The 24575-nt window shown below is 54.9% G+C and carries 23 protein-coding genes, 1 tRNA gene and 1 pseudogene; 20 read left to right on the top strand and 5 right to left on the bottom strand.

Annotated features, from left to right (window positions below; all coding sequences use genetic code 11):
* The 6 genes from EAW52_RS09155 (at position 1) to EAW52_RS09180 (ending at position 4984) form a co-directional block, all read left to right on the top strand.
* A complete protein-coding gene (locus EAW52_RS09155) occupies positions 1–663 on the top strand; it encodes an SPOR domain-containing protein (protein WP_122042185.1) in 663 nt (220 codons plus the stop codon).
* Positions 664–718: 55 nt separating this feature from the next.
* Positions 719–1258, top strand: a complete 540-nt coding sequence (locus EAW52_RS09160; RefSeq protein ID WP_037030388.1) for a CvpA family protein — start codon at positions 719–721, stop codon at positions 1256–1258.
* 53 nt (positions 1259–1311) lie between these two features.
* Complete coding sequence (gene purF / locus EAW52_RS09165) at positions 1312–2817, top strand: amidophosphoribosyltransferase (RefSeq protein ID WP_010794935.1); 1506 nt, start codon at positions 1312–1314, stop codon at positions 2815–2817.
* 11 nt (positions 2818–2828) lie between these two features.
* Positions 2829–4040, top strand: coding sequence for an O-succinylhomoserine sulfhydrylase (locus EAW52_RS09170; protein WP_122042186.1), 1212 nt, complete (start codon positions 2829–2831; stop codon positions 4038–4040).
* Between the two features lie 14 nt (positions 4041–4054).
* A complete protein-coding gene (locus EAW52_RS09175; RefSeq protein WP_122042187.1) occupies positions 4055–4807 on the top strand; it encodes an SDR family oxidoreductase in 753 nt (250 codons plus the stop codon).
* Between the two features lie 100 nt (positions 4808–4907).
* Positions 4908–4984: transfer RNA gene (locus EAW52_RS09180), tRNA-Asp, on the top strand.
* A gap of 135 nt (positions 4985–5119) precedes the next feature.
* On the opposite strand, the gene EAW52_RS09185 is transcribed toward EAW52_RS09180, so the two are convergent.
* On the bottom strand, positions 5120–6157 hold the full coding sequence (locus EAW52_RS09185; RefSeq protein WP_122042188.1) for an AraC family transcriptional regulator: 1038 nt from the start codon (positions 6155–6157) through the stop codon (positions 5120–5122).
* On the bottom strand, positions 6154–7149 hold the full coding sequence (locus EAW52_RS09190; protein ID WP_122042189.1) for a hypothetical protein: 996 nt from the start codon (positions 7147–7149) through the stop codon (positions 6154–6156). The genes EAW52_RS09185 and EAW52_RS09190 overlap by 4 nt, the downstream gene beginning before the upstream one ends.
* 217 nt (positions 7150–7366) lie before the next feature.
* Here EAW52_RS09190 and EAW52_RS09195 point away from each other — a divergent pair, with 217 nt between their 5' ends.
* The 3 genes from EAW52_RS09195 (at position 7367) to EAW52_RS09205 (ending at position 11897) form a co-directional block, all read left to right on the top strand.
* Positions 7367–9400 (top strand): NADPH-dependent 2,4-dienoyl-CoA reductase, encoded by a 2034-nt coding sequence (locus tag EAW52_RS09195; RefSeq protein ID WP_122042190.1) that lies wholly within the window; start codon positions 7367–7369, stop codon positions 9398–9400.
* Between the two features lie 221 nt (positions 9401–9621).
* A complete protein-coding gene (locus tag EAW52_RS09200) occupies positions 9622–10962 on the top strand; it encodes a chromosome partitioning protein ParA (protein WP_122042191.1) in 1341 nt (446 codons plus the stop codon).
* Between the two features lie 29 nt (positions 10963–10991).
* The gene (locus EAW52_RS09205) at positions 10992–11897 is read left to right on the top strand and encodes a 1-aminocyclopropane-1-carboxylate deaminase/D-cysteine desulfhydrase (RefSeq protein WP_372238911.1); all 906 of its coding nucleotides are present in this window, start codon (positions 10992–10994) and stop codon (positions 11895–11897) included.
* A 1-nt stretch (position 11898) separates the two neighbouring features.
* Here EAW52_RS09205 and EAW52_RS09210 read toward each other — a convergent pair whose 3' ends face one another.
* The gene (locus EAW52_RS09210) at positions 11899–12792 is read right to left on the bottom strand and encodes a DUF1853 family protein (protein ID WP_122042193.1); all 894 of its coding nucleotides are present in this window, start codon (positions 12790–12792) and stop codon (positions 11899–11901) included.
* Between the two features lie 106 nt (positions 12793–12898).
* Between EAW52_RS09210 and EAW52_RS09215 the strand changes: the two genes are divergently transcribed.
* The 4 genes from EAW52_RS09215 (at position 12899) to prmB (ending at position 16596) form a co-directional block, all read left to right on the top strand.
* The gene (locus EAW52_RS09215; protein WP_122042194.1) at positions 12899–13783 is read left to right on the top strand and encodes an NAD(+) kinase; all 885 of its coding nucleotides are present in this window, start codon (positions 12899–12901) and stop codon (positions 13781–13783) included.
* Complete coding sequence (locus tag EAW52_RS09220) at positions 13783–14754, top strand: metallophosphoesterase (RefSeq protein WP_122042195.1); 972 nt, start codon at positions 13783–13785, stop codon at positions 14752–14754. Before EAW52_RS09215 ends, EAW52_RS09220 begins: the two co-directional genes overlap by 1 nt.
* Positions 14751–15614, top strand: coding sequence for a rhomboid family intramembrane serine protease (locus EAW52_RS09225; RefSeq protein WP_122042196.1), 864 nt, complete (start codon positions 14751–14753; stop codon positions 15612–15614). The genes EAW52_RS09220 and EAW52_RS09225 overlap by 4 nt, the downstream gene beginning before the upstream one ends.
* A 73-nt stretch (positions 15615–15687) precedes the next feature.
* Positions 15688–16596 carry a 50S ribosomal protein L3 N(5)-glutamine methyltransferase gene (gene prmB / locus EAW52_RS09230; protein ID WP_122042197.1) on the top strand — a complete coding sequence of 303 codons (909 nt, stop codon included), beginning with the start codon at positions 15688–15690 and terminating at the stop codon, positions 16594–16596.
* Positions 16597–16612: 16 nt separating this feature from the next.
* On the opposite strand, the gene EAW52_RS09235 is transcribed toward prmB, so the two are convergent.
* Positions 16613–17722 carry a DNA topoisomerase IB gene (locus tag EAW52_RS09235; RefSeq protein ID WP_177411898.1) on the bottom strand — a complete coding sequence of 370 codons (1110 nt, stop codon included), beginning with the start codon at positions 17720–17722 and terminating at the stop codon, positions 16613–16615.
* A gap of 62 nt (positions 17723–17784) precedes the next feature.
* Positions 17785–18867 carry a patatin-like phospholipase family protein gene (locus EAW52_RS09240; RefSeq protein ID WP_122042198.1) on the bottom strand — a complete coding sequence of 361 codons (1083 nt, stop codon included), beginning with the start codon at positions 18865–18867 and terminating at the stop codon, positions 17785–17787.
* Positions 18868–19029: 162 nt separating this feature from the next.
* Here EAW52_RS09240 and EAW52_RS09245 point away from each other — a divergent pair, with 162 nt between their 5' ends.
* The 7 genes and pseudogenes from EAW52_RS09245 to EAW52_RS09270 all read left to right on the top strand — a co-directional run bounded on the left by EAW52_RS09245 (position 19030) and on the right by EAW52_RS09270 (position 24574).
* Entirely contained in the window at positions 19030–19338 is a 309-nt protein-coding gene (locus tag EAW52_RS09245) for a PepSY domain-containing protein (RefSeq protein ID WP_019365781.1), read from the top strand.
* Between the two features lie 14 nt (positions 19339–19352).
* Entirely contained in the window at positions 19353–19652 is a 300-nt protein-coding gene (locus EAW52_RS09250; RefSeq protein ID WP_371106363.1) for a PepSY domain-containing protein, read from the top strand.
* A complete protein-coding gene (locus EAW52_RS09255) occupies positions 19652–20317 on the top strand; it encodes a response regulator transcription factor (RefSeq protein ID WP_010794918.1) in 666 nt (221 codons plus the stop codon). Before EAW52_RS09250 ends, EAW52_RS09255 begins: the two co-directional genes overlap by 1 nt.
* Complete coding sequence (locus EAW52_RS09260) at positions 20314–21651, top strand: sensor histidine kinase (protein ID WP_122042199.1); 1338 nt, start codon at positions 20314–20316, stop codon at positions 21649–21651. The genes EAW52_RS09255 and EAW52_RS09260 overlap by 4 nt, the downstream gene beginning before the upstream one ends.
* 226 nt (positions 21652–21877) lie before the next feature.
* Positions 21878–22558 (top strand): annotated as a pseudogene (locus EAW52_RS26790) (cache domain-containing protein); the annotation flags it as partial.
* Positions 22559–22660: 102 nt separating this feature from the next.
* Complete coding sequence (locus tag EAW52_RS26795; RefSeq protein WP_372238912.1) at positions 22661–23416, top strand: methyl-accepting chemotaxis protein; 756 nt, start codon at positions 22661–22663, stop codon at positions 23414–23416.
* Positions 23417–23524: 108 nt separating this feature from the next.
* Positions 23525–24574, top strand: coding sequence for an AI-2E family transporter (locus EAW52_RS09270; RefSeq protein WP_122042201.1), 1050 nt, complete (start codon positions 23525–23527; stop codon positions 24572–24574).
* Position 24575: the final 1 nt, after the last annotated feature.

A 24575-nucleotide genomic window follows, 5' to 3' on the forward strand; every position in this document is an offset into this window, starting at 1 on the left:
ATGGATCGAGTGCTCAAGCAGCGTATCGTTGGTGCCTTGGTGCTGGTTGCCCTGGCCATTGTATTCATACCAATGCTTTTTACTCGTCAGGATGAGACCCGCCAGGTGGTTGTAGAGCCGGCACCTCGACCCCAGGCCCCTGCAATGCCTGAAGTAGCTGTAAAGCCGGTAGAGACGCCAGAGGTGATACCGGACAAGCCTGAAAATGCAGCTTCGTTACCCAGTGCGCCAATTGCATCCGTGCCGGAGATTTCCAATGCTGATGCGCCAGTTGCTCAATCTTCACAACCCACTGCTCCTGCCTCTCAGACCAGCGCACCTGCTGTAGCGCAGGCACCCCAGGCCAAGGCTGCACCAGCGGCGCCTCCGTCTACGCAGCCAGCGCCCGCCGCTCAGCCGGAGAAGCGGCTGGACAACAACGATCTGCCTGTAAGCTGGTCCGTGCAATTAGCCAGCCTGTCTAACAAGGCTCGTGCAAATGAGCTGCAAAACACGCTGCGCAGTCAGGGTTACAATGCGTATGTACGCAGTGTGGATGGGATGAATCGCGTGTTTGTAGGTCCTGTCGTTGACCGAGGGGAGGCAGACCGCTTACGTGACCAGTTAAGCCGTCAGCAAAAGGTAAATGGCTTTGTAGTGCGTTTCCAGCCGGAACGCGGTTAACCAAATCGAAAGGCTCTGCTAATATGCAGGGCCTTTTTTAGTTGTGGGTCTCACCGTGGGCTTCACCTGGGCGGATTGGGCGATCATTGGCGTTATCGCTATTTCCAGTTTGATTAGCTTGAAGCGTGGCTTTGTAAAGGAAGCGCTTTCATTGCTGACATGGATAGTGGCAGGTGCTGTAGCATGGCTGTTCGGCGGTGCGCTGTCTCAATACTTCAACGACTATATCCAGATTCCTTCAGGGCGTATCATTGCTGCATGCGCGCTGCTATTCATTGCTACGTTGATGGTCGGTGCTCTGGTCAATTTTCTGTTGGGAGAGCTGATTCGGGTCACCGGGCTTTCAGGTACTGACCGTTTTCTCGGAATGGCTTTCGGGGCCGCACGTGGCGGCTTGTTGATCGTGGTACTGGTAGGGCTGCTGAGCCTGGCTCCAGTACAGCAGGATCCCTGGTGGAAGCAATCCGTATTGCTTCCCCATTTTCTTTTGGTGGCTGACTGGTCCAAGAACTTCATGTTGGGGTTTGCAGGGAACTGGATGACTCAGGCAGCCGTGCCGCACACGCTTAATGAGCTGGGTGGTATTGCCAAGTAAACGATGCGTTCACGCATCCAATCGAACTAGTCTTAACAGTGGGGTTCCGTCACATGTGTGGCATCGTTGGCATTGTGGGCAAATCAAACGTCAATCAGGCGTTGTATGACGCGCTCACCGTCCTACAACATCGTGGTCAGGATGCAGCTGGCATAGTGACCAGCCTGGACGGAAAGCTCTATCTGCGTAAGGACAACGGGCTGGTTCGGGATGTGTTTCAACAGCGACATATGCAGCGTCTAGTTGGCAATATCGGTATCGGCCACGTCCGTTATCCCACTGCCGGCAGTTCATCCTCTGCTGAGGCCCAGCCGTTTTACGTCAATTCACCCTACGGTATTACACTGGCGCATAATGGTAACCTGACCAATGTGGCTCAGCTCTCTCAAGAGATCTATGAGTCGGATTTGCGTCACGTAAACACCAATTCCGACTCGGAAGTGCTGCTCAATGTTTTTGCACATGAGCTGGCAGTGCGTAACAAGCTGCAACCCACTGAAGATGATGTGTTTGCTGCCGTCTCTGGCGTGCATGAGCGGTGCCGGGGAGGGTATGCCGTTATCGCCATGATAACCGGGTATGGCATGGTAGGTTTCCGGGACCCTCATGCCATTCGGCCAATCGTGTTTGGGCAGCGTCATACCGAAAAAGGCGTCGAGTACATGATCGCCTCGGAAAGCGTATCGCTGAATGTACTGGGGTTCACCCTCATTCGTGACCTGGCTCCTGGCGAGGCGGTTTACATTACTGAAGACGGTCGCTTGTTCACGCGCCAGTGCGCGGCAAATCCCAAATATGCGCCGTGCATTTTCGAGCATGTTTACCTGGCTCGTCCGGACTCCATTATCGATGGTATTTCTGTGTACAAGGCGCGGTTGCGCATGGGTGAAAAACTGGCTGAGAAGATTCAGCGGGAACGCCCTGATCATGATATCGATGTAGTTATTCCCATTCCGGATACAAGCCGCACTGCAGCACTGGAGCTGGCGAATCACCTGGGCGTCAAATTTCGTGAAGGCTTCGTCAAGAATCGCTATATCGGTCGCACGTTTATCATGCCGGGGCAGGCCGCGCGCAAGAAGTCGGTTCGCCAGAAGCTGAACGCCATTGAGCTGGAGTTTCGAGGCAAGAATGTCATGCTGGTTGATGACTCCATCGTTCGGGGTACTACTTGCAAGCAGATTATTCAGATGGCCCGTGAAGCTGGCGCAAAGAATGTATATTTCTGTTCAGCGGCGCCTGCGGTGCGGTATCCCAATGTCTATGGTATCGATATGCCCAGCGTCCATGAGCTGATTGCTCACGGTCGCTCTACAGAAGACGTTGCGCGCCTGATCGGTACGGATTGGCTGATCTATCAGGATCTCAATGATCTGGTCGATGCCGTTCGTGGTGGCAATCCAAGTATCGAAAACTTCGACTGTGCAGTGTTTGATGGTCAGTACATTACAGGCGATGTCGATGAGGCATACCTGCTCAATATCGAGCAGGCCCGTAATGATGCCGCTAAAACCACGTCACATGCGGTGCATGCCATCATCGACCTGTACAACGACTGAGGAGCTTTTGCATGAGTCATGACTGGGACGCCGGGCGGCTTGATAGCGACCTGGACGGTGTAGGTTTCGATACCCTTGCCGTTCGCGCAGGCTACAACCGCTCGCCTGAGGGGGAGCATGGTGAAGCGCTGTTTTTGACATCGAGTTATGTCTTTCGAAGTGCAGCCGATGCGGCCAAACGTTTCGCTGGCGAAGTACCGGGTAACGTTTACTCGCGTTACACCAACCCTACGGTACGGACCTTTGAAACGCGAATTGCAGCGCTTGAAGGGGCAGAGCAGGCGGTAGCTACCGCTTCCGGTATGTCGGCCATTCTGGCGTTGGTGATGAGTCTGTGCAATGCAGGTGATCACGTGCTGGTCTCGCGCAGCGTGTTTGGCTCCACCATTAGCCTGTTCGAGAAGTACCTCAAGCGTTTTGGTGTTGAGGTGGATTATCCGCCGTTATCAGATATCGAGGCATGGCGTGGTGCCTGCAAGCCGAACACCAGGCTTTTCTTTGTCGAGTCACCTTCTAACCCGCTTGCCGAGTTGGTCGACATCGCAGCGCTCGCTGAAGTAGCCCATGTCCAGGGTGCGCTTTTGGCGGTCGATAACTGTTTCTGTACGCCCGTACTGCAGCAGCCGTTGGCGTTGGGCGCTGATATCGTGGTGCATTCAGCAACCAAGTATATCGACGGACAGGGTCGTAGCATGGGTGGTGTGGTCGCAGGACGTGCCGAGCACATGAAGGAGCTGGTGGGCTTTTTGCGTACAGCAGGCCCCACGCTGAGTCCTTTCAATGCATGGCTGTTCCTCAAGGGACTTGAAACGCTGAAGATTCGCATGCAGGCGCACAGTCAGTCAGCACTGCAGCTGGCGCGCTGGTTAGAAGCGCAGCCCGGTGTTGAGCGAGTGTTTTACGCTGGCCTGGAAAGTCATCCACAGCATGAACTCGCCAAGCGCCAGCAAAGCGGCTTTGGTGCTGTGGTCAGCTTCGAGGTGGCAGGTGGCAAAGAGGCCGCATGGCGTGTCATTGATGCTACGCGCATGATCTCCATAACCACTAATTTGGGCGACACCAAAACGACCATTGCTCATCCTGCTACCACGTCTCATGGTCGTTTATCGCCAGCTGAGCGGGCCAATGCGGGCATCAGCGACAGCTTGATTCGCATTGCCGTTGGGCTGGAAGACATTGAGGACATCAAGACCGATTTGGCTCGAGGTATAGCAGCGTTGTGAATGAGGCATATCAAATGTTGACCGGTAGCAAGGTAGCGCTGGTTACAGGGGCGGCGCGTGGTATTGGGCTGGGTGTCTCGGCTTGGCTCATTACCGAAGGATGGCAGGTGGTTTTGGCTGATATCGACCGTAGCCGTGGGACGCGTGTGGTGGAAGCGCTTGGCGATCGTGCCTGGTTCATGGAAATGGACGTGGCGAACGAAAGTCAGGTGGAGGCCGTCATTGCCGAGGTGGTGGGTCAGTTTGGCCGATTTGACCTTTTGGTGAATAATGCTGGCCTCTCCGACCCCCATAACGAGCCGTTGGAAACACTGACATTGGCACGCTGGAATCAGGTGCTATCGGTTAATCTGACGGGCGCTATGCTGACAGCCAAGTATGCCGCTCCCTATCTTCGTGCCAATCGTGGTTCCATCATCAATGTGGCATCGACGCGCGCGCAGCAGTCAGAAATATCCACCGAAGCCTATGCTGCCAGCAAAGGAGGTCTTGTTGCACTTACCCATGCGCTGGCCATGAGTCTTGGGCCAGATATTCGTGTGAACGCTGTCAGCCCTGGCTGGATTGATTCCCGAGATCTTTCTCAGCAGCAGGCTGAGCCGTTGACGGAGCTGGATCATGAGCAGCATCCGGTAGGAAGGGTAGGCACCGTAGAAGATGTGGCAGCGCTGGTAGCCTGGCTTGCATCAGAGGAAGCTGAATTTGTTACCGGTCAGGAATTTACCGTTGACGGTGGAATGACCAAGAAAATGATTTATTTGGATTAAATGATAAATAAATCTTGACGGATCAAAGAGGTATGCGCAAAATGCACGCCATCCAAGAGGGTGACCTCTTGATTCTTCCGGGCGTTAGCCCGACCGACGCGCAGCGGTAGTTCAGTCGGTTAGAATACCGGCCTGTCACGCCGGGGGTCGCGGGTTCGAGTCCCGTCCGCTGCGCCATTTTATCTTTGCTCTCATTAACATCCTTGTGTCATATCCGAGCAACTCGAAGCATGCCACTTGGATGATTATCTCAAAAGCTTGCTTCGTTAACTGTCAGGTTTAGTGAGCAGGCACTACTGCAAACACAAACGCTTAACCTTCCTTGCGAATAGCTTTGCGGAAATCTCCTGGAGTCAGGAGTGTCCAACGCTTGAACGCTCGCTGAAACGCAGCGGCAGAGGCAAAGCCAAGCACGTACGCCACTTCTCCAAAGCTTAAATCTGTATCGCGAATATAGCTTATAGCAAGCTCTCGACGCGTATCGTTCAAAATATCCAGATAACGTGTTCCCTCATCTGCCAGCTTTCGTCGCAGTGTCCAGGCAGGCATCTGTAGACGCTTTGCAATTTCTTCAAGCGAAGGCTCTCCGTTTTTTAGCAGAGGGCCGAGTATAGATACGATACGCTCGGTTAGACTGTGTTGCCGTGTAATCTGCTGCAGCTCAGCTCTGCAGATATCCAGAAGCGCTTTCCAGGTGCCTGGAAAATAACTAAGACCTGGAAAGGCCAACGTCCTGGCATCAAGCATGATTGCATTGGTTTCTGCACCGAACTCTACCATGCAGCCAAAGCGTTCGTCGTAAGATGCCGTGCAGGAGGGGCGGGGACATTCGATCAGGACCCTGGTTGGCCTTACAGGATTACCTGTGATGTTTCCTAGCATTGCGATCCATCCAGACAGTACTTGGTCTACCACGAATCGGTTGTAATCGTTGTAAGGACTGATGGAGTAGAAGTGCATCCAGGCATGGCTGTCTTGGCGCGTGAAGCGAGACTGTCCACGGTAATTGCTGCCGTACAACAATTCATAATCCAGCAGCGTACGAGCGGCGTCTCCCAATGTTGGTGCATGCAGGCTGGCTATGCCGGCAAGGCCCAGATGGACAGGCAGGCTCTGCTGGCCGATATCCAGTCCTAGAGCAGGCTCCTGGGTAAGTTGAATGGCAGCATGTCCCAGTCGCATGTATCGGGGAATGGACAGGCGTGCATTTGGTGTTGCAAACGTCGAGTCATCAATGCCGAAGCGGAGCAACAGCGTCGTTGGATCGTGGCCTCTGGCACGTACCGCGTTGGCCAGGGCGTGGACAAATCCTACTGATAAATCACCCAGGCGCAGGCGCTTTCGATTCATAGCCAGAGGTTTAGCAACTTGGCGCCGCCCTGTGGGGTATCGAGTGGCGTGAGAATCGGTTGCTCCTTGAGCATAAGCTTGCTCTGAGGCGTTGAGCGAAGCCCCCATGCTTGACCGCTGGCAAACACCTGAACGCCAGCATGCGCCCCGGTAGCCTGAAGTGCTTGGCGCATGTCCAGCGTGCTGCGCTCGCTCAGGGCGGGTATGACCAAAAGGTCCGTCTTTACGTTCGCCTGCATGTCAATTGAGTCGCTGCCTAGGATGACGCCTAGCTTGCCGGCAGCAGTTTCAATGACTTGTGGCGTGATGCCAGGATGTTCTTTGCCGGATAGCCAGAGGCTGCGATACGGTTTTGCCAGTGGATGGCCCGTTCGATCAAACACTACGCAGGTGTTGTAGAGCTTGCCTGTACCAACCCGCAACAGGCCTTCCTTCATGCGTGGAGAGGGTAGAACGATCGAGCCCGCCACAACAGTAACCGAAAACTGGCGAGCCAGCCCGCCAAACAGGATCTGATAATTTCCTGCCATATCCCAGGCTTTCATTCTCAGCAGGGCTTCATCGAATCGCTGATCGCTTTTTGATGCAAGCCAGGCACGGGTGAACTTGACGGGGTTGCTGAGGGCTAGCCACTGGCGAGCTTCGTTTAGCTGGGCAGTGTTGTAAACGATAGGTTTCTCGCCAGTAAGCATAAGCCCTGTTCCAATATGCTCGGGGAATACCACAATCGTCTTGTCATTGAGCAATCCCTCGCGCTGGGCCTTAGCGAGGTAGCCTTCGAGCTTCAGTCGCAGACGCTCAGGGGTCTGGTAGTCGAGTGCAAACAGCTCCGGCTGAATTGCCAGCAGGTTGCCGTGGCCCTTGGCTTCGCCTGCATTGATTGCCAGCTCGCTTCGCAAATCCGATAAATAATGAAAGGTCGGCCGTTGGGCTATCCAGCCTGCGACTGCAGCGAAGATGCAGATGATGAATAGAAATACAAACTTGCGCATTAAAGCTCCGCGTTGAACCAGGCGTGCCCAAGGGCTTGAACACTCTGGCTGAAAATTCCACGTCAGGGTAGGGAAAATGCCTTTAAAAGCCAAGCCGGGGGTGTGCACCAAGGTTAATGAGTTGTCATTTACGGTGATTGAGTCTGCGGGACAGGCAGCTTATGTTTTTCCCATAACGTCCATAACAGGCTTTTAGCTATTGGCCTTGGAGATTCCCGTGACTGCTATTCATTACCCTCACTTGCTTGAGCCGCTAGACCTGGGTTTCACCCAGCTGCGAAACCGAACACTAATGGGATCCATGCATACAGGGCTTGAGGAGCAGCCGGATGGCTTTGAGCGCATGGCGGCTTATTTTGCCGAGCGTGCCCGTGGTGGAGTTGGTCTGATCGTGACTGGAGGGATTGCGCCCAACGAGGAGGGTGCGGTGTATAGCGGTGCGGCCAAGCTTACTACTGAGGAAGAGGCTTACCGCCACAAAACAGTCACTCAGGCGGTTCATGACTGTGATGGAAAGATCTGCCTGCAGATTCTTCATGCAGGACGTTATGCCTATACCCCAAAGCTTGTCGCCCCTTCGGCTCTTCAGGCACCTATCAACCCTTTCAAGCCAAAGGCACTGACTACTGAGGAAGTCTACAAGCAGGTCGATGACTACGTCCGGTGTGCCCGATTGGCTCAACTCGCGGGTTACGACGGTGTAGAGGTGATGGGGTCGGAAGGATACTTCATCAACCAGTTTATCGTGGCGCGAACCAACCACCGTGAGGATGAGTGGGGCGGATGCTATGAGAACCGTATCCGCCTGGCTGTAGAAGTGGTACGGCAGATTCGAGAAGCAGTGGGTGAGGCGTTTATCGTAATCTTCCGTCTGTCTATGCTGGATCTGGTAGAGGACGGCAGTAGTCCGGAAGAAATTGTGCAACTGGCCCAGGCGATCGAGCGGGCTGGCGCCACGCTGATCAATACCGGCATTGGCTGGCATGAGGCGCGCATTCCCACGATTGCGACACTGGTGCCAAGGGGAGCATTCAGTCAGGTAACTGCTCAGCTGAAGGGTAGAGTGAATATCCCCTTGATTGCTACCAACCGCATCAATATGCCGGATATGGCAGAGCGCATCCTGGCAGAAGGGCAGGCGGACATGGTCTCCATGGCGCGCCCGTTCCTGGCTGATCCTGAGTTCGTTATAAAGGCTGCTACAGGACGGGCAGATGAGATCAACACGTGCATCGCCTGTAACCAGGCCTGCCTGGATCATACCTTTGCGGGCAAACTGACCAGCTGTCTGGTCAATCCAAGGGCGTGCCATGAAACCGAGCTCAACTACAGCCCTGTCAGTAAGACCAAGCGTATTGCAGTCATTGGTGCAGGACCGGCGGGTTTGGCGGCAGCCACTATAGCAGCACAGCGGGGCCATTCAGTAACCCTGTTTGAGCGCTCCGAAATTATCGGGGGGCAGTTCAATGTTGCCAGGCGTATACCGGGCAAGGAGGAGTTCAACGAGACGCTTCGCTACTTTGGTAAGCGTCTTGAGCTTACAGGCGTTACCGTAAGGCTGGGGCACGAGGTACGGGCTGAAGAGCTGATTCAGGGAGGCTATGACGATATCGTTTTAGCGACAGGAATCGTACCGCGTACGCCATCCATTCCGGGTATTGAGCATCCGTCTGTCATCAACTATCTGGACGCCATATACGGACATAAGGACATTGGTGCACGGGTAGCGGTTATTGGTGCGGGAGGAATAGGATTTGATGTGGCTGAATTCGTCACTCATCAGGCGCATCTGGATACCTTGAGTCCGACAGCCTTCTGGCGAGAGTGGGGAATCGACACGACCCTACAGGCCAGAGGGGGAGTTACAGGTATTTCGCCTGAGCCTACACCCCCTGCTCGAGAGGTTTATCTGTTGCAGCGTAAAGCGACCAAGATGGGCGAAGGCTTGGGCAAGACAACAGGTTGGATTCACCGCACCAGCTTGAAACACCGTCAGGTAAGAATGCTGAACGGGGTGGAGTATCTCCGTATTGATGATCAAGGATTGCATATTCGGATTGGTGAAGACGTTCGGGTTCTGGCCGTTGATACCATCATTGTCTGCGCTGGGCAGGAGCCCAAACGAGTCCTGTTGGATGCCCTGTCTTCGGCTGGACAGCGTGTGCATGTTATTGGAGGGGCAGATGTGGCTGCAGAGCTTGATGCTAAGCGGGCCATCAATCAGGGTGCCCGCCTGGCAGCGATGTTATGAAACCTGACTGCATGCACTGAAACAGCTTGCCAAACAATAATGTGCATAGGTGCTGAGTCGTTCACATAAGCCACCTAGTCTTTTAACTGAAAGGCCCTAGACTGTAGCAATGGGTTTAGGGCCGATGTGCCTTAAATAAATGTGTTGTGCTGTCCGGTTGTACGTCCGGTGCCAAGGCGCCTATGAGTCATGCGCTTTTCCAATGGGTCGAGGACTGCCCCATGAATACATTGAATAAGGCTCAACGAGCCGAAGCGGTGCTGTTCTTTGATGAAGAAGGATCAGTCATCAAAGAAATGCTCTATCACGAATTCGAAGCATTGCTGGATGCTTTCTTTGCATTGCCCCAATTCGCCCAGCGGCGAGTTCGGCTGGCCTATGTGACGATCGATCTACAGCTGTGCATCCGATCAGGTGTATTTTTCTATCTGGATTTCACCCGTACGGGGGCTGCTGACCCCAATTGGAACATTCCGCTACGCGAAATGGCCGAGCGCGCCGGGCGAGGCCCGGATCTGGGTGCAGGACCTATCAGGCTTGCCTGTCGCAGTCAGTGTCCGATTTCCTGGCATCAGTCCAGCCTGTGGGACCCTGAACTTGTCGCAGGTCGAAATGACCTGATTGAGCTTCGAGAGTGCATCAAGCGTAATCAGCTTGGGCTGGCCCGTACCGAGGCTGTCGTTGATGAAGTCAAACCTGAACAGCTTCATATGGCAAAAGAGCATCAGTGGTATGTTCAAGAGCCCTCTGCGTCGACTGTACATGTTGATCTGGCCAATCTCGAACAAGAGCATCAGGCAAAGATGGACCACCTTGTGCGCCAGCAGCGGCTGCGTATCCTCGTCCTGACGCGCAAGCATGAAGAGGAGCTGGTTCAGCTCAAGCAGGAAGCCGAGCACCTACAGGCTGCCTTGGCTGAGCAGGAGCGGATGAACGGTATGCTGATGAAAAAGCTGGAGCAGGAGGCCAGTCAGTATCGTTCGACTCGAAATGAGCTGACTCAGCAATTGCGAGCCCTGGAGAAAAACAGCGAATACAAGCTCGAGGCGTTCAAGATTCAATTCGAGGCCGAGCAGCAGGCCCGTATCGAAACGGCAGTAGCCGACTACAAGGAACAATTAGCCATCCGGGAAGTTGAGCTGGCTTATCGGGAGGAACTGGATTCGCAATTGGAAGAAGAGCTCGAGCAGCTCAAGACGAAATGTGCACGGCTTGAAGCGGGGAGTGGCAGCAAGCTGCTTGAAAGAATGGCAGACAGTGGCGTCATATTCGTGACTTACCAGCCTGGTGCAGGGCACATGACACTGTCACGCACGGATGTCATGCGGTTTGTTGAAAGCCCATTGGCTTACACAGCTATGCACTGCCGGGTGACACAACCGCATTACGAGCAATGGCTCTCTCATTACAAGCATCCTGTTTGCCAAAGGAAATTACCGGGTGGCACGCCGTGTAGTAAGCCGCTCCAACGTGTTGACTCACCTCGCCAGTTCATTCGAGGCGAGTCTGACTGCTGTCCTCAGCATCAAACAGCGGCGTTTCTGAAAAACCAGGCAGGTTAGCATTGGACTTGTTGTTAAAAAGTCCACCGCTGGAAGAAGTTGCAACCACATGGCTGAGCAAGTCGGGAGTCCGACTGGCACTGCTTCGACTTGATGAAGTGGACCCTCTAGTCTCCGGCAACAAGAGTTATAAGCTGGCGGCTTACCTCCAGCAGGCACATACCAAACGGGCTTCAGGATTGATTAGCCTCGGTGGCCCGCACTCCAATCATCTGCATGCACTTGCAGCTGCCGGACAACGGCTCGGCTTGAAGACTGTAGGGCTCCTGAGAGGCGAGCCGCAGGATACGCCAACAGTTGATGACCTGAGCAAATGGAAAATGAAGTTGCACTGGTTGGGTTACGGAGGTTATCGGGCCCGACGCGATGACGAGTTCTGGGGTGAATGGCTGGCACGTTACCCAGGCTATTTGCCTATTCCGGAAGGGGGCGGTGGCTCGCTGGGCATGCAGGGGTGTATACCTCTGGTTGCTTATATTAAGACGCAGCTGAACAGGATTGGCTGGTCTGATTATGATGCGCTGTGGGTGGCTGCTGGTACGGGAACGACGCTGGCCGGTCTGGCTGTAGGAGAGGCTGGCAGACATCCTGTCATCGGGACGCTATCTGTCCCGCTGCGCTACAACGTTCCCGATCAGGTGGCGCGTTGGGTGCGCGAGGCGGGTCAACCTGATGCAGATATCCGTTGGCTCGATGCGAGTTTAGGAGGATTTGCACGTATTGATGCCGAATTGGCCAGCTTTATGGCCTCGTTCGAGACCGAAACACAAATACCACTCGAGCCACTTTATACAGGCAAGCTATTGCTGGCGCTTCGCCGTACGGTTGAAGCGGGAGATATTCCAGCCGGACAGCGCATTATAGCGCTGCATACGGGCGGTCTACAGGGGCGTCGGGCGATGCAGGACAACCTGTTAAAGCTGCTGAAGCACTAGATTAGTGTTCGGCCTTCTCCGGTATAAAAGGCCATGTTTCAGGTACCCAGAATAAACGGTGGTCTTCCTGGCCGTCCTCGTCAAGGTGCACAAGTAACCGAGGCCAATGGGGCTCGACATTGAAGTCGAATGGAGCATGTCCATCGTGTCGGTGTGCAGGTGCAAGCCAGCGCTGCTTGGGAAGTAGTTGCCATGCGCCTTTCTCTTCAGGCTTCGCTTTATCAAGGCGTTGCCACAAACCCCGCAAATGGTGTGGGGAGCAGCTGGGAAATGGTATGGCACCTGCGGGTGGATAAAACAGATAACCGCCCATCCATAGCCAAGATTGGACAGAGACGATACCGAGCGCTTTAAACAAAACGCGCGCTTCCGGAGACTGCGACAAGGGTAACTGCCGGTTTAGAAAATGACTCAGCTTGCGCTCGAGTCGATCTTCGCCACCTGGGCCCAACCATTCCGGTGATTGCGGAAGGCCCGTTGCTAGATAATATTTAACCGCTACTTCAAGGTGATGAACGCCTTCATCATCTCGGATCAGGAGATCAAGTTCGCCCAGCGTATGAGTCGCCGTACGGAGCGGTAAGTTGGCTCCCAGCAACTCAATCCCAGGGGCATAGGTGAGGGCGAATTGCCAGAGCAATTCGTAGTACCGCCCAAGGCGGCGGTCGCTTCCCTGGGTAAGCCAGCCTGTCAGTAATTCAGGACTTCGATCAAGCTCATGGAGCCAATCGGCTAATTTGTCAGGTTTTGCTGTCCAATTGCTTGCAGCCAAGGGGTGACGTTGTTCCGCTCGGTCCAGGATGGGCGGAGAGGTGATTACCCAGGCTAGATCACGCACCGCTGGGTGGCGAAGCGTGTAAGGCAGTACGGCCAGTGCTTGGAATAGATTGCTCATCACTCAAGCATACGCCGAGTTGGACAAGGGTGTACGGTTTGCTGTGCCTTGCCGCTTGCCCGCATAATTTATCGACATTCCTGCCATAGAAGGGCTACGGCCGCGTATGGACTCTTTTCAGAAAATCGGCATTATCGGCCGTCTGGGCAGCACTCAAGTGCTGGATACCATTCGCCGGCTCAAAACATTCTTATTGGCGCGGCGCCTGCATGTGATCTTAGAAGACATCATCGCTGAGGTCATGCCCGGTCACGGCCTGGAAACCTGCTCACGTAGAACCATGGGCGAGATCTGCGATCTGGTTATCGTAGTAGGGGGCGATGGCAGCCTGCTGGGGGCGGCACGTGTACTGGCGCGCCCGCGTGTACCTGTTCTAGGTATCAACCGTGGCAATCTGGGTTTCCTGACCGATATTCGCCCGGATGAGCTTGAGACCAAGGTAGCCGAGGTGCTTGAAGGGCAATATATCGTCGAGACACGCTTTCTTCTGGACGCCTTTGTCTGTCGTGAGGGAGAAACAATTGGTCAGGCCGATGCCCTGAATGATGTTGTCCTGCATCCAGGCAAATCCACCCGCATGATCGAGTTTGCCCTGCATATCGATGGCAAGTTTGTCTGCGCTCAGAAGGCCGATGGGCTTATCGTCGCGACACCCACAGGCTCGACAGCCTACTCGCTGTCAGCGGGGGGGCCCATCATGCATCCCAAACTGGATGCGATTGTCATCGTGCCGATGTACCCGCATACCTTGTCCAGCCGCCCCATTGTAGTCAGTGGCGACAGCGAGCTGAAAATCGTGGTCTCGCCGAACATGCAGATCTATCCGCAGGTCTCATGTGATGGACAGAATCATCTTAATTGCGCGCCTGGTGACGTCGTAACCATCCAGAAAAAGCCGCACAAACTGCGACTCATCCACCCACTGGATCATAACTATTACGAGGTTTGCCGGACGAAGCTCGGCTGGAGCAGCCGTCTGGGGAATGATTGATGCTTGACCCTGATCGTGGCTATGACCTGATAGGCGATATTCACGGCTGCGCTCATGTGCTTGAACGTTTGCTGGACCAAATGGGCTATCGCCGACACAACGGTGTCTGGCAGCATCCGCGAAGGATGGCGCTCTTTCTAGGGGACATCCTTGATCGTGGGCCTCATGTGCGAGAGTCGCTGCACTGCATTCGTGACATGGTGGAGGCAGGCCAGGCAATGTGCCTGCTGGGTAACCATGAAATCAATGCCTTGAGCTGGCACACGCCGGCGCCGCCAGAAAGTCACAAGCGATACGTTCGTGAGCATACCTCTCGTTACGAGCGGGTGATCCAGACGACCTTGGTGCAGTTCGATCACCATTCTGCGGAGTGGAATGACTTTCTCACATGGCTGTATGAGTTGCCCTTGTATATCGATGCCGGACGTTTCAGGCTGGTACATGCCTATTGGGATTCGTCCCTGATTGCTGCCATTGATGAGGTCTATCCGGGTGGGTATATCGATGAGCGATTCATTCAGCAGTCGGCCATTCCGGGGAGCCTGGCTAATCGCGCCTGCTCTCGGCTGCTCAATGGCGTTTCCCTGCCGCTGCCCAACGGCATGAAAATGACGGGGCGTGATGGCTTCACACGCGGTCGGTTCCGAACCAAATTCTGGGAGGAAGACCCGCAGACATACGGCGATATTGTCTTTCAGCCAGATGGTTTGCCGGATGATGTGGCCTGCGAGCGGCTAAGTGAAACCGAGAAGTCCAGCTTGATGTGTTATGGCATCGATGAGCCGCTGCTGTTTGTAGGGCATTACTGGCTCGACGGTCATCCTGAACCGATACGGCCTAATCTCGCCTGTCTGGATTACAGTGCCGTGAACAACGGAAAGCTGGTGGCGTATCGGCTGGATGAGGAGCATCGTCTGGATCCAAAGAAATTCGTCTGGGTCGATGTGCCGTCAACAGGAGGGGCGGAATGAATGCACAGCCTGCGTTACGTGTAGGACTCGAAACGGACCTGCTAGGGTTTACGCAATTACTCCGTCGTCTGCATATTCCTCACCGAGTGACTGAAGAACGCGATGCACAAGTGGTGTGGGTTAATGATCCGGGACTGGTAGACGAGGTGCGTAACCTGTATGCACGCTATCCGCAGGGGGACGCGGCCGGTGAGATCTCTGATGTTCGGCCTACTGTAACTCGGCCTGGCTTCAAGGAGCAGCTACGGGCAAGTCCTGTAACTGCAGGCGTCCTGCTCATCACACTGGTCGTGGCTGCGATTACCTTGTTGGGCGATCGTTATGAGGTTGTTCGCTGGCTTACTTTTCTGGACTTTCGGCTTTACGATACGTATATCGAGTTCTATCCCGTCTCCTATACCCTTGAACAAAATCAGTGGTGGCGGTTTGTTTCACCCATGTTTCTGCATTTTGGCGTTTTGCATCTGGCCATGAATTCCCTGTGGTATTGGGAGCTGGGGCGCCGCATTGAGTTTCGTCAAAAGGGGTGGATGCTATTGGCGTTAACCGTCCTCTTTTCACTGGCAGCCAACCTTGTGCAGTACTGGTGGAGTGGCCCGGCACTGTTTGGCGGATTGTCAGGTGTGCTCTATGGCCTGCTGGGCCATTGCTGGTTATTCCAGCTGTTGGCACCCACCCCAGCGTATCGAATGCCAAAGGGCGTTGTCATCATGATGCTTGCCTGGCTGGGTATATGCCTGACCGGCGCCATTGATGTGCTTGGCTTTGGTGCCATTGCTAATGGCGCTCATGTAGGAGGTCTGCTGGCCGGCTGTGTAACGGGCGTTCTGGGTGGCCTGATTGCCAGGACGCGCCGCTAGACTGGACGAGTGCATCTGACGTTTCGTGGGCAGAGCTGCAAGGCTACACTATGCCGCTGAAAAGGAGCCCTAGATGACCGAATCCCGTTTACGCACTCTTCGTGACTATATCCGTTGGGCGGTGAGCCGCTTCCACGCCGAAGGGCTTTATTTTGGCCATGGCACCGACAATGCGTGGGATGAAGCCAGGCAGCTGGTGTTAGGCGCCTTGCATCTGCCTTGGGAAATGTCTGACAGCTACCTGGATTGCCGGTTGGAAGATGATGAGCGCTACGACTTGAGCGTCCTGCTTCACCGACGGATTCAGGAGCGCATTCCGACGGCTTATTTGTTAGGCGAAGCCTGGTTTTGTGGGCTGCCGTTTATGGTTGATGAACGTGTGTTGGTGCCACGGTCACCGATTGCTGAATTGATTGATGCCCGCTTTGTGCCTTGGCTACCCCATGAGCCTGCTCGAATCCTAGACCTCTGTACCGGCTCGGGATGCATTGGTATTGCCTGTGCTTATGCGTTCCCTAATGCAGAAGTCGCGTTGGCCGATCTTTCCTTTGATGCATTGGAGGTCGCCTGGCAGAACATAGAGCGGCATGACCTTGAAGACCGGGTTTATACCGTGCAAGGGGATGGGTTTGCTGGACTGCCAGGGCAGCGTTTCGACCTGATCGTGTCAAATCCACCTTATGTGGACGCAGAAGATTTTGCCGATATGCCGGCTGAATATCACCACGAGCCGGAAATGGGCCTTGCCTGTGGCTCAGACGGGCTGGATCTGGTGCGCCGAATGTTGGCTGAAGCCGCGGATCACCTCACTGACACCGGCACGTTGATCGTTGAGGTGGGCAATAGTCAGGTACACGTCGAAGCGCTTTATCCCGAAGTCGACTTTACGTGGCTCGAGTTCGAGCGGGGCGGTCACGGGGTCTTTCTGCTTTCCGCCAAGCAGTGCCAGGAGCATCAACCGCTGTTCCAGAGCCGCCTCTAGTAGGCGGCTCGAGTACCTAAGCTGCCTGCGTCTTCTCGACCAGGCGCTCTAAAAACATGAGCAGGGTGACTTCCTCTTCGCGAAGTCCCTTGCGTTTGCGCGGCTTGGGTAGCGAGCCGAGTTCGCCAGCCATAAATGCATCCATGACGCCCGGGTGGATATAACACTTGCGGCATACTGCCGGTGTGTTGCCCAGCGTACTGGATACTTGCTTGACCATCTCCTGAAGGTGCTTTTTGGCTTCAGTTTGAGTTTCGTAGCGCAGTGACTTGAGAGTAGACAGAGCCAAGGCGCTGCCTGCCCAGGTGCGGTAATCCTTGGCAGTAAAATCGGCACCACTGAGTTCGTGCAGGTAGGCGTTTACGTCTGACGAGGTGACCGTATGCCGATCGCCATCTTCATCCAGATACTGAAACAAGTGTTGGCCGGGTAGCTCAAGGCAGCGCTTGACGGTACGTGCAAGCCTCGGGTCTGTCAGCTTGATGTTGTGCTCGACGCCGCTTTTGCCGCGGAAGTGAAAGCGAATCGTATTGCCGGTAACGTCTGCATGTCGGTTACGCAGGGTTGTCAGGCCGTACGATTTATTGCTTTTGGCATATTGCTGATTGCCTACGCGAATCAAGGTGGCGTCCAGCAGGCTGATAACGGTCGCCATGACCTTTTCCCGGTTCAGCTTGCGTTGCGCCAGATGCTCTTCTATCCGCTTGCGCAGTTTGGGAAGGGCATTGCCGAACTCCAGCATCCGTTCGTATTTGTCAGTGTCTCTGATTTCGCGCCAACGTGGATGATATCGGTATTGCTTGCGTCCTCGGGCGTCCCGCCCCGTTGCCTGTAAATGGCCACAAGGATCGGCACAGATCCAGACATCCGTATAGGCGGGTGGAATGGCCAGTTTGTTGATGCGGTCAATTTCAGCCTGATCGCGAATACATTCGCCTTGGGCATCCAGGTAGATAAACTTCCCGCGCAGCTTTTTTCGCCGCAGGCCCGGCTGCGTGTCATCCACATAGTGAAGGTCCGAGGGTAGCGGGGGGCACAGGGCTGTACCTGTATCGTCGCGCTCGTCTCCAGGGGCGGGCAGCGTACCCTCGGCGGTCGGGGGAATAAATGAGGCACTCTCTGACATGAAAACACCGGCTGTGGACTGCTTTCTATGAAGACCGCAGGGCTAGTAGCCGGTTCGTCGCTCTAGACGAGAGGCAATATCTGATCTTTTAACCGGCCGCTTTCGGCAAGCTCCAAAAACTCATCACCCAGTCGCTGGCTTTCCGCCATCGCTGTATGCCAGTGACGTTGCCGTGTGGCAGGATCGGTTGCATAACGGGTGAAATCTTTGCGGTCGGGAAGCTTTCGACCAGGTAGCCGCTCAAGGTAAGACCGTGAGGGTGCCAGTAGCACCACATTTCGCAGGTTATGTGTATTGGCCTTGCGCCAGAAGATGCCCTTGTCGAACCACCCAGGAATGATGCGATCGATAAAATGTGGATAGAGCACAATGTCATTCCCGCGATAGGGAAGATCCAGATGGTAATCGAGCAGTCCCCCGTCACGGTAAGTACCGGAGCCAAAGCCAGGGATATCTGTTACGCCCTCCATGACCAGTGGAATGGAGCCTGACGCCAGCAATGACTGGCGAAGGTTGTCGGGGCGAAGCGCATGGTACTGCGTTGGGAAATCATTCAGTTCATCCAGCGGCGGCGCCTGGCGCAAATCATGGGCCACGATGCGGCTGAAATGGCGAATCAGACGAGACCGTGCTATCAGGTTGTCGCGGATCACAGCGCCCAGGCCAAGGCTTAATGTTCGGCGCTGGTCACTGGCCAGAGGGCCCAATGCCTGAACAATCATGATGTTCAGGCGATAGCCTGGGGCGGTCAGAATCGCCTCGTCACGCCCACCCAGCAGTTCATCCAGCATGCTTTTGCAAATCTGACTGATCTGCCTGATTCCAATACCTTTGGGAAAATGCAATCCGGTATAGAGGTCGCCCAGCCGGCGTAATGAGTCTGCCGGATCCGGTAGGCAGACACATGCGGAGCGCCAGGCCCCAATGGATGCGCCAACCAATGCGCGCACCCGTGGTGAGCGAGGCAGCCATTCACCAAACAGCGCGATGTCTAGCCCTTGCAAGCCTAGTGCTTTCGGGCCGCCTGCTGCGCCCGGGATAATACCTACGTCTGCAGGTGACAGGCCCTGTTGGCGAATATTCGCCAGCGCCTGCGTGCCCGCGCGGATAACGAGGGAAGGAGATTTGATGTGAATAGCTGTCATGAGGACTCCATACGGACAGCCAGTATACAAACGCACCGCCGCGATGCGGCATTGATTGCGAAAGACCGTTGGGCTGACCATGTAGTTCCAAAATGAGATTAAGGCTGAATTAAGGCTGCCTCGTTAAGGTGAACTCACTGAATAACCCGTGAGGACATACACATGAAAGCACTGACTACATTGATTGCCGCTGCCAGCCTGACCGCCCTGGCCGGTGCGGCCCAAGCCCGCGACTTGGGACCTGACGAAGCGCTCAAGCTGCGTGATGCAGGTACCATCAAATCCTTCGACGTATTGAACAAGGCGGCTATCGCCAAGCATCCTGGCTCGACGACTCACGACACTGAGCTGGAAGAAGAATATGGCCGCTATATCTATCAGGTTGAGTTACGTGACCAGAAAGGTGTGACATGGGATCTGGAGCTCGATGCCGCAACGGGCGAAGTGCTCAAGGATGTACAGGACGATTGAACCTGGGTAGCAGCATGATGAAAGGCCTGCTGGTATTGACATTGCTGTCAGCCAGCGGGCTTTCAAGCGCTCGCGACCTTGACCAGGATGAGGCGTTGCGGCTTCGTCAGGAAGGAAGAATTCGTCCTCTTGAGCAGCTTATCAACCAGGCTTATGCGCGCTATCCAAAGGCAACATTGCTGGAGGCGGAGCTTGAGGAGGAAGATGGTGTTTATGTCTATGAGATCGAGTTTCTGGTAGACAAGGGCGTTGTGCGCGAGCTGGAAATCAGCGCCACTGACGGTACGATTTTGAAGGACGAGGTAGACGACTGATGCGTCTGTTGTTGGTAGAGGACAGTGTTCCCCTGGCGGATGAGTTAATGGCTAGCCTGACACGACAAGGCTATGCCGTAGACTGGCTGGCCGATGGCCGTGATGCGGCATACCAGGGCGCAGTCGAGCCTTATGACCTTATCGTACTTGACCTGGGACTGCCGGGGCGTTCTGGGCTGGATGTGCTCAGGGAGTGGCGCACGCAGGGACTTTCTACGCCGGTACTGATTCTGACGGCGCGCAGTGGTTGGGCCGAGCGTATCGATGGGCTCAAGGCTGGCGCCGATGATTACCTGACCAAGCCGTTCCACCCTGAAGAGCTTTCCTTGCGGATTCAAGGATTATTGCGGCGTGCCCGTGGGCTGGTGAATCAGCCGACATTGCAGGCTTCCGGTCTGAGCCTGGATGAGTCACGGCAATGTGTTAATCGCGGGGATGAAAGCATCGAGCTGACCGCCGCAGAGTTCAGGCTGCTGCGGTATTTCATGTTGCATGCAGGGCAGATCCTGTCCAAAAGTCATTTGGGTGAACATCTCTACGACGGTGAAAGCGAGCGTGACTCTAATGTCATCGAGGTGCACGTGAACCATCTCAGGCGTAAATTGGGGCGCGATATTATCGAGACACGGCGAGGACAGGGCTACCGCTTCGGGAAATCGGCATGAAGTCCATTCAGCAGCGATTGGGCATTGGCTTGGCCTCCGCTCTGCTGATATCCGGACTTTTATTGATACTGGGCGCACGCTGGCTGGTTGATACGGCGCTACGGGATTATCTGGGAAGCGGACTTCAGACAGAGAGCGAAAACCTCCTGGTGGCTATTGCGCGGGGGCCAAACGGGCTGCAGCTGGATGAGCAGCGCCTTAATCCTGCCTATCAACGGCCATTTTCCGGGCGTTATTTCGAGATCGACATAGGAGAACCTCGCTGGCGCTCCCGGTCGCTCTGGGATCATGTGCTTGAGAGACCTACGCACGTAGGGCTGACCGGACATCTCGTCAATGGCCCCGGAGATCAACGCCTCCTGGTTTATCGCGCGGATTATCAGCGGTTGGGGCAAAAGCTCAGCATTGTCGTTGCACAGGATTACAACCCGCTCCTGACCAGTTTCAGTCGAATGCTGCGTATAGGTGCCGGCATTGGGCTGGTTGCGTTAATCGTAATCCTTTTTCTACAACGGATTACGGTAAGGCGCGCCTTAAAGCCACTTGAACGGGTCCGGCAACAAGTGGCTCAACTGCAACAGGGGCAGCGCAGCCAGCTGGATACGCAGGTTCCCCAAGAGCTTGAGCTGCTGGTGGAGCAGATCAATCATCTGCTGCGTCATACCGAGGATAATCTCAAGCGTGCCCGCCATGGCATCGGTAATCTGGGGCATGCGCTAAAAACGCCTCTGGCCGTGCTGGTAAGCCTTGCAGAGCGGCAAGAACTGAGTGCGCATCCTGAACTGCAGAGCATCCTGCGCGATCAGCTTGAGCAGATCCAGCAGCGTCTTGAGCGGGAGTTGCGCCGTGCTCGCCTGGCCGGTGACCAGCTTCCCGGTGTCTATCTGGACTGCGAGGCTGAATTGCCTTCGCTCTGCGCCATGCTCAAGCAGATCCATGACAACGACCTGACGATCTCCTGTCATGTGCCTTCCGGTTTGAAACTGCCCTGGGATCGCGAAGACCTGCTTGAATTGCTGGGTACGCTGTTGGATAACGCCTGTAAATGGGCGAGCAGCCAGGTAGAGCTGACGGTACTGAAGAAAGATGCCTGTTATGAGATCAGTATTGATGATGATGGGCCAGGTATCGCGCCTGAATCCAGGCAGGATATTCTCGAGCGAGGTGCGCGTCTGGATGAGCGAGTCATGGGACATGGCTTGGGCCTTGGTATTGCGCGTGACATTGTGGACAATTGCGCAGGTACGCTCAGCCTGGAAAGCAGTTCCCTGGGCGGGCTGAAAGTTTTGGTCCGGCTGCCGCTCCGAGCCTCCCGATCTGCTCCCGGTGATTGAGACCATACGGATAGAGCACTATCGATCGACCTTCATTTTCGTTTCGCTTGGCCGAAAACCTACTTAGATAACAACCTAAGAGGTCTCAGTGATGAGTTTAAAAGCCAAGGTGCTCCTGCTGGCGCTCCTACCTGTTGTAATTATTACCCTGATCATCAGCGGTATTTCCTATGTGATGCTGAGCAATAAAGCCGAGCGCGATATACAGACAACGCGTGATCGCTTGATGGAGCAAAGCAACGTAACCCTGAAGAATTACGTGCAGGTTGCCCTGACAGCGGTCAAGCCGCTCTACGATGCTTCAGCCGACGGTGATCAGGCGGCCCGCGCCGAGGCAATTAGGATTTTATCTGGCATCACCTATGGCAAAGATGGCTATATGTTTGGCTATGATTCAAACGTCATCCGCCTTTTCAAGGGAAACGACGCTGAAGGCATAGGCAAGAGCTTTCGTGATAACAAGGATCCGAACGGCGTTTACCTGAACCAGGAACTGGTCCGTGCAGGCAAGGATGGCACTCATTATGTCCGCTATTCCTCTACATTGCCTGGCAAAACTACCTTGGTTCCCAAGTTGAGCTATACCGAGTACCTGCCCAAGTGGGACCTGGTCCTGGGCTCTGCCATCAACCTGGATGGCGTTGAGGAGCGGCTGGGCAAGATCGAGGCCGATGTACGTGCGCAGACCCTGACGCAGCTGTTCTCCATCATCGGCGTCTCGCTGGTAGTGCTGGTCATCATCGCCATTGCGGCTCATCTATTTGCCATGCGAGTGTTGCGTCCGCTTGAGCTCATGCGTGCAAACCTTGATGACATTGCTGATGGCGAAGGCGATCTGACACGTCGACTGCCGGTGCAGAGTAACGACGAGTTGGGCCGGCTTGCTGGCTCGTTCAATCGATTCGTTGGCAAGATTCATGGAACCGTACAGCAGGTAATCGACATCACTCAGCAGCTTACCGGTTTGTTGGATGAGGTAGCTGCCCAGGCTCGTCGTACCGAGCAGGCCATGCAGCGTCAGCGTAGCGAAACCGATCAGGTTGCCACGGCTATCAACGAGATGTCCGCAGCGGCTCATGAAGTGGCGCAAAGTGCCCAGCAAGCGGCAGAAGCTGCCCGTGAGACTGATGAGCAGGGTCGTGTAGCCAAGCGTGTGGTTGAGGGTAGTGTGGCAGGCATCCATTCTCTGGTCGATGAAGTGCGTGACAGCGGCATGTCGCTCGACAGTCTGCAGCAGGACGTACAGTCCATTGTCAGCGTACTGGATGTTATCCGTTCCATTGCCGAGCAAACCAACCTGCTGGCCTTGAACGCTGCTATCGAGGCGGCTCGGGCTGGTGAGGCAGGTCGTGGTTTTGCGGTCGTGGCCGACGAAGTTCGTGCCCTGGCAAGCCGTACTCAGCAAAGTACCCAGGAGATCCAGGGAATGATCGATCGCCTGCAACAGGGTACGCAAAAGGCGGTTGAGTCGATGCGTCGCTCTGGTGCGGCAGGTGAAAGTACGACTGTCCAAGCCAGTCAGGCAGGCGCCTCGCTCGATACCATCAGCCAGCTGATCGGTACGATTAACGCCATGAACGCCCAGATAGCCAGTGCAGCCGAAGAGCAGACGGCGGTCTCCGAGGAAATCAACCGTAGCGTCCACGAGATTGCTGGCGCGGTTGAAACCATGACGGCAGGGGCTGAGCAGAGTGCGACCACTACCCAGGGGCTAGTCTCGCTAGGGGATCGCCTCCACGGCCTGGTCAAGCAGTTCCGCGTTTAAATCGACATTCCTGAGGGCTCTGGCTGAGCCCTCAGGAACAAGTGCGTGGTATCCAGTGTTCTAACCAAAAGCGACGCTCGTTGCTCTTGAATGGACTTTGGAACCCTGATGAAAAGCACGCGACTTGAAAATAGAACATTTATCTTTCTTCTGATTATTGTCTCGATCGCATTTGCCTGGATTCTGTTGCCCTATTACGGCGCGGTTTTTTGGGGAGCGATCCTGGCGATTATTTTCGCCCCTATGCAGCGCTGGTTTCTCAGGCGCTACAACAATCGTAAAAACCTTGCCGCGCTGAGCAGCTTGGGTGTTTGTTTACTCATCGTGATTCTGCCGGTCACGGCGATTAGTATTTCTCTTGTTCAGGAAGGCAGTGCGCTGTATCAGCGAATCAACAGCGGCCAGCTGAATTTCGGCGAATATTTTCAGCATATGTGGCAGGCACTACCGAACAGTATCAAAAGTATACTGCACCGATTCGATATTACTGATCCAGAAAGCATTCGCGAGCGCCTGACGCAAAGTGTTGCCCAAGGTAGTCAGGCATTGGCAAGCAGGGCCTTGTTGGTAGGGCAGGGGACGTTTCAGTTGGTGATCAGCTTTGGCATCATGCTGTACCTGCTGTTTTTCCTGCTTCGAGACGGGCAATACCTCGTAGGACTGATCCGTAAAGCCATCCCCTTGAGCGAGATTCACAAGCGCAGCCTGCTTCGCAAGTTCACGGCTGTTATCCGGGCCACCGTCAAGGGCAACATTATTGTAGCGATTGTTCAGGGTGCTCTGGGAGGCTTCATCCTGGGGGTGCTCGGCGTCGAGGCTGCCGTCCTCTGGGGCGTGATAATGGCGTTCCTGTCTTTGTTGCCAGCAGTAGGCGCTGGGCTGATCTGGGGGCCGGTTGCGGTTTACTTCCTGCTGACAGGTTCGATATGGCAAGGGGTTGTATTGATCCTGTTCGGCGTTATCGTCATCGGCTTGGTGGATAACATTCTGCGTCCTATCTTGGTAGGCAAGGACACCAAGCTACCCGACTATGTGGTACTGATTTCCACACTAGGCGGAATGGCACTCTTTGGTCTCAACGGGTTCGTCATTGGCCCATTGGTGGCGGCGCTCTTCATGTCGGTATGGGACCTCTTCATGCACCGTGAAGAGGAATAAA

Origin of the sequence: Pseudomonas sp. LTJR-52 (genome assembly GCF_003691465.1) — a bacterium.
In the GTDB taxonomy this organism is placed as follows: Bacteria; Pseudomonadota; Gammaproteobacteria; order Pseudomonadales; family Pseudomonadaceae; genus Chryseomonas; species Chryseomonas luteola.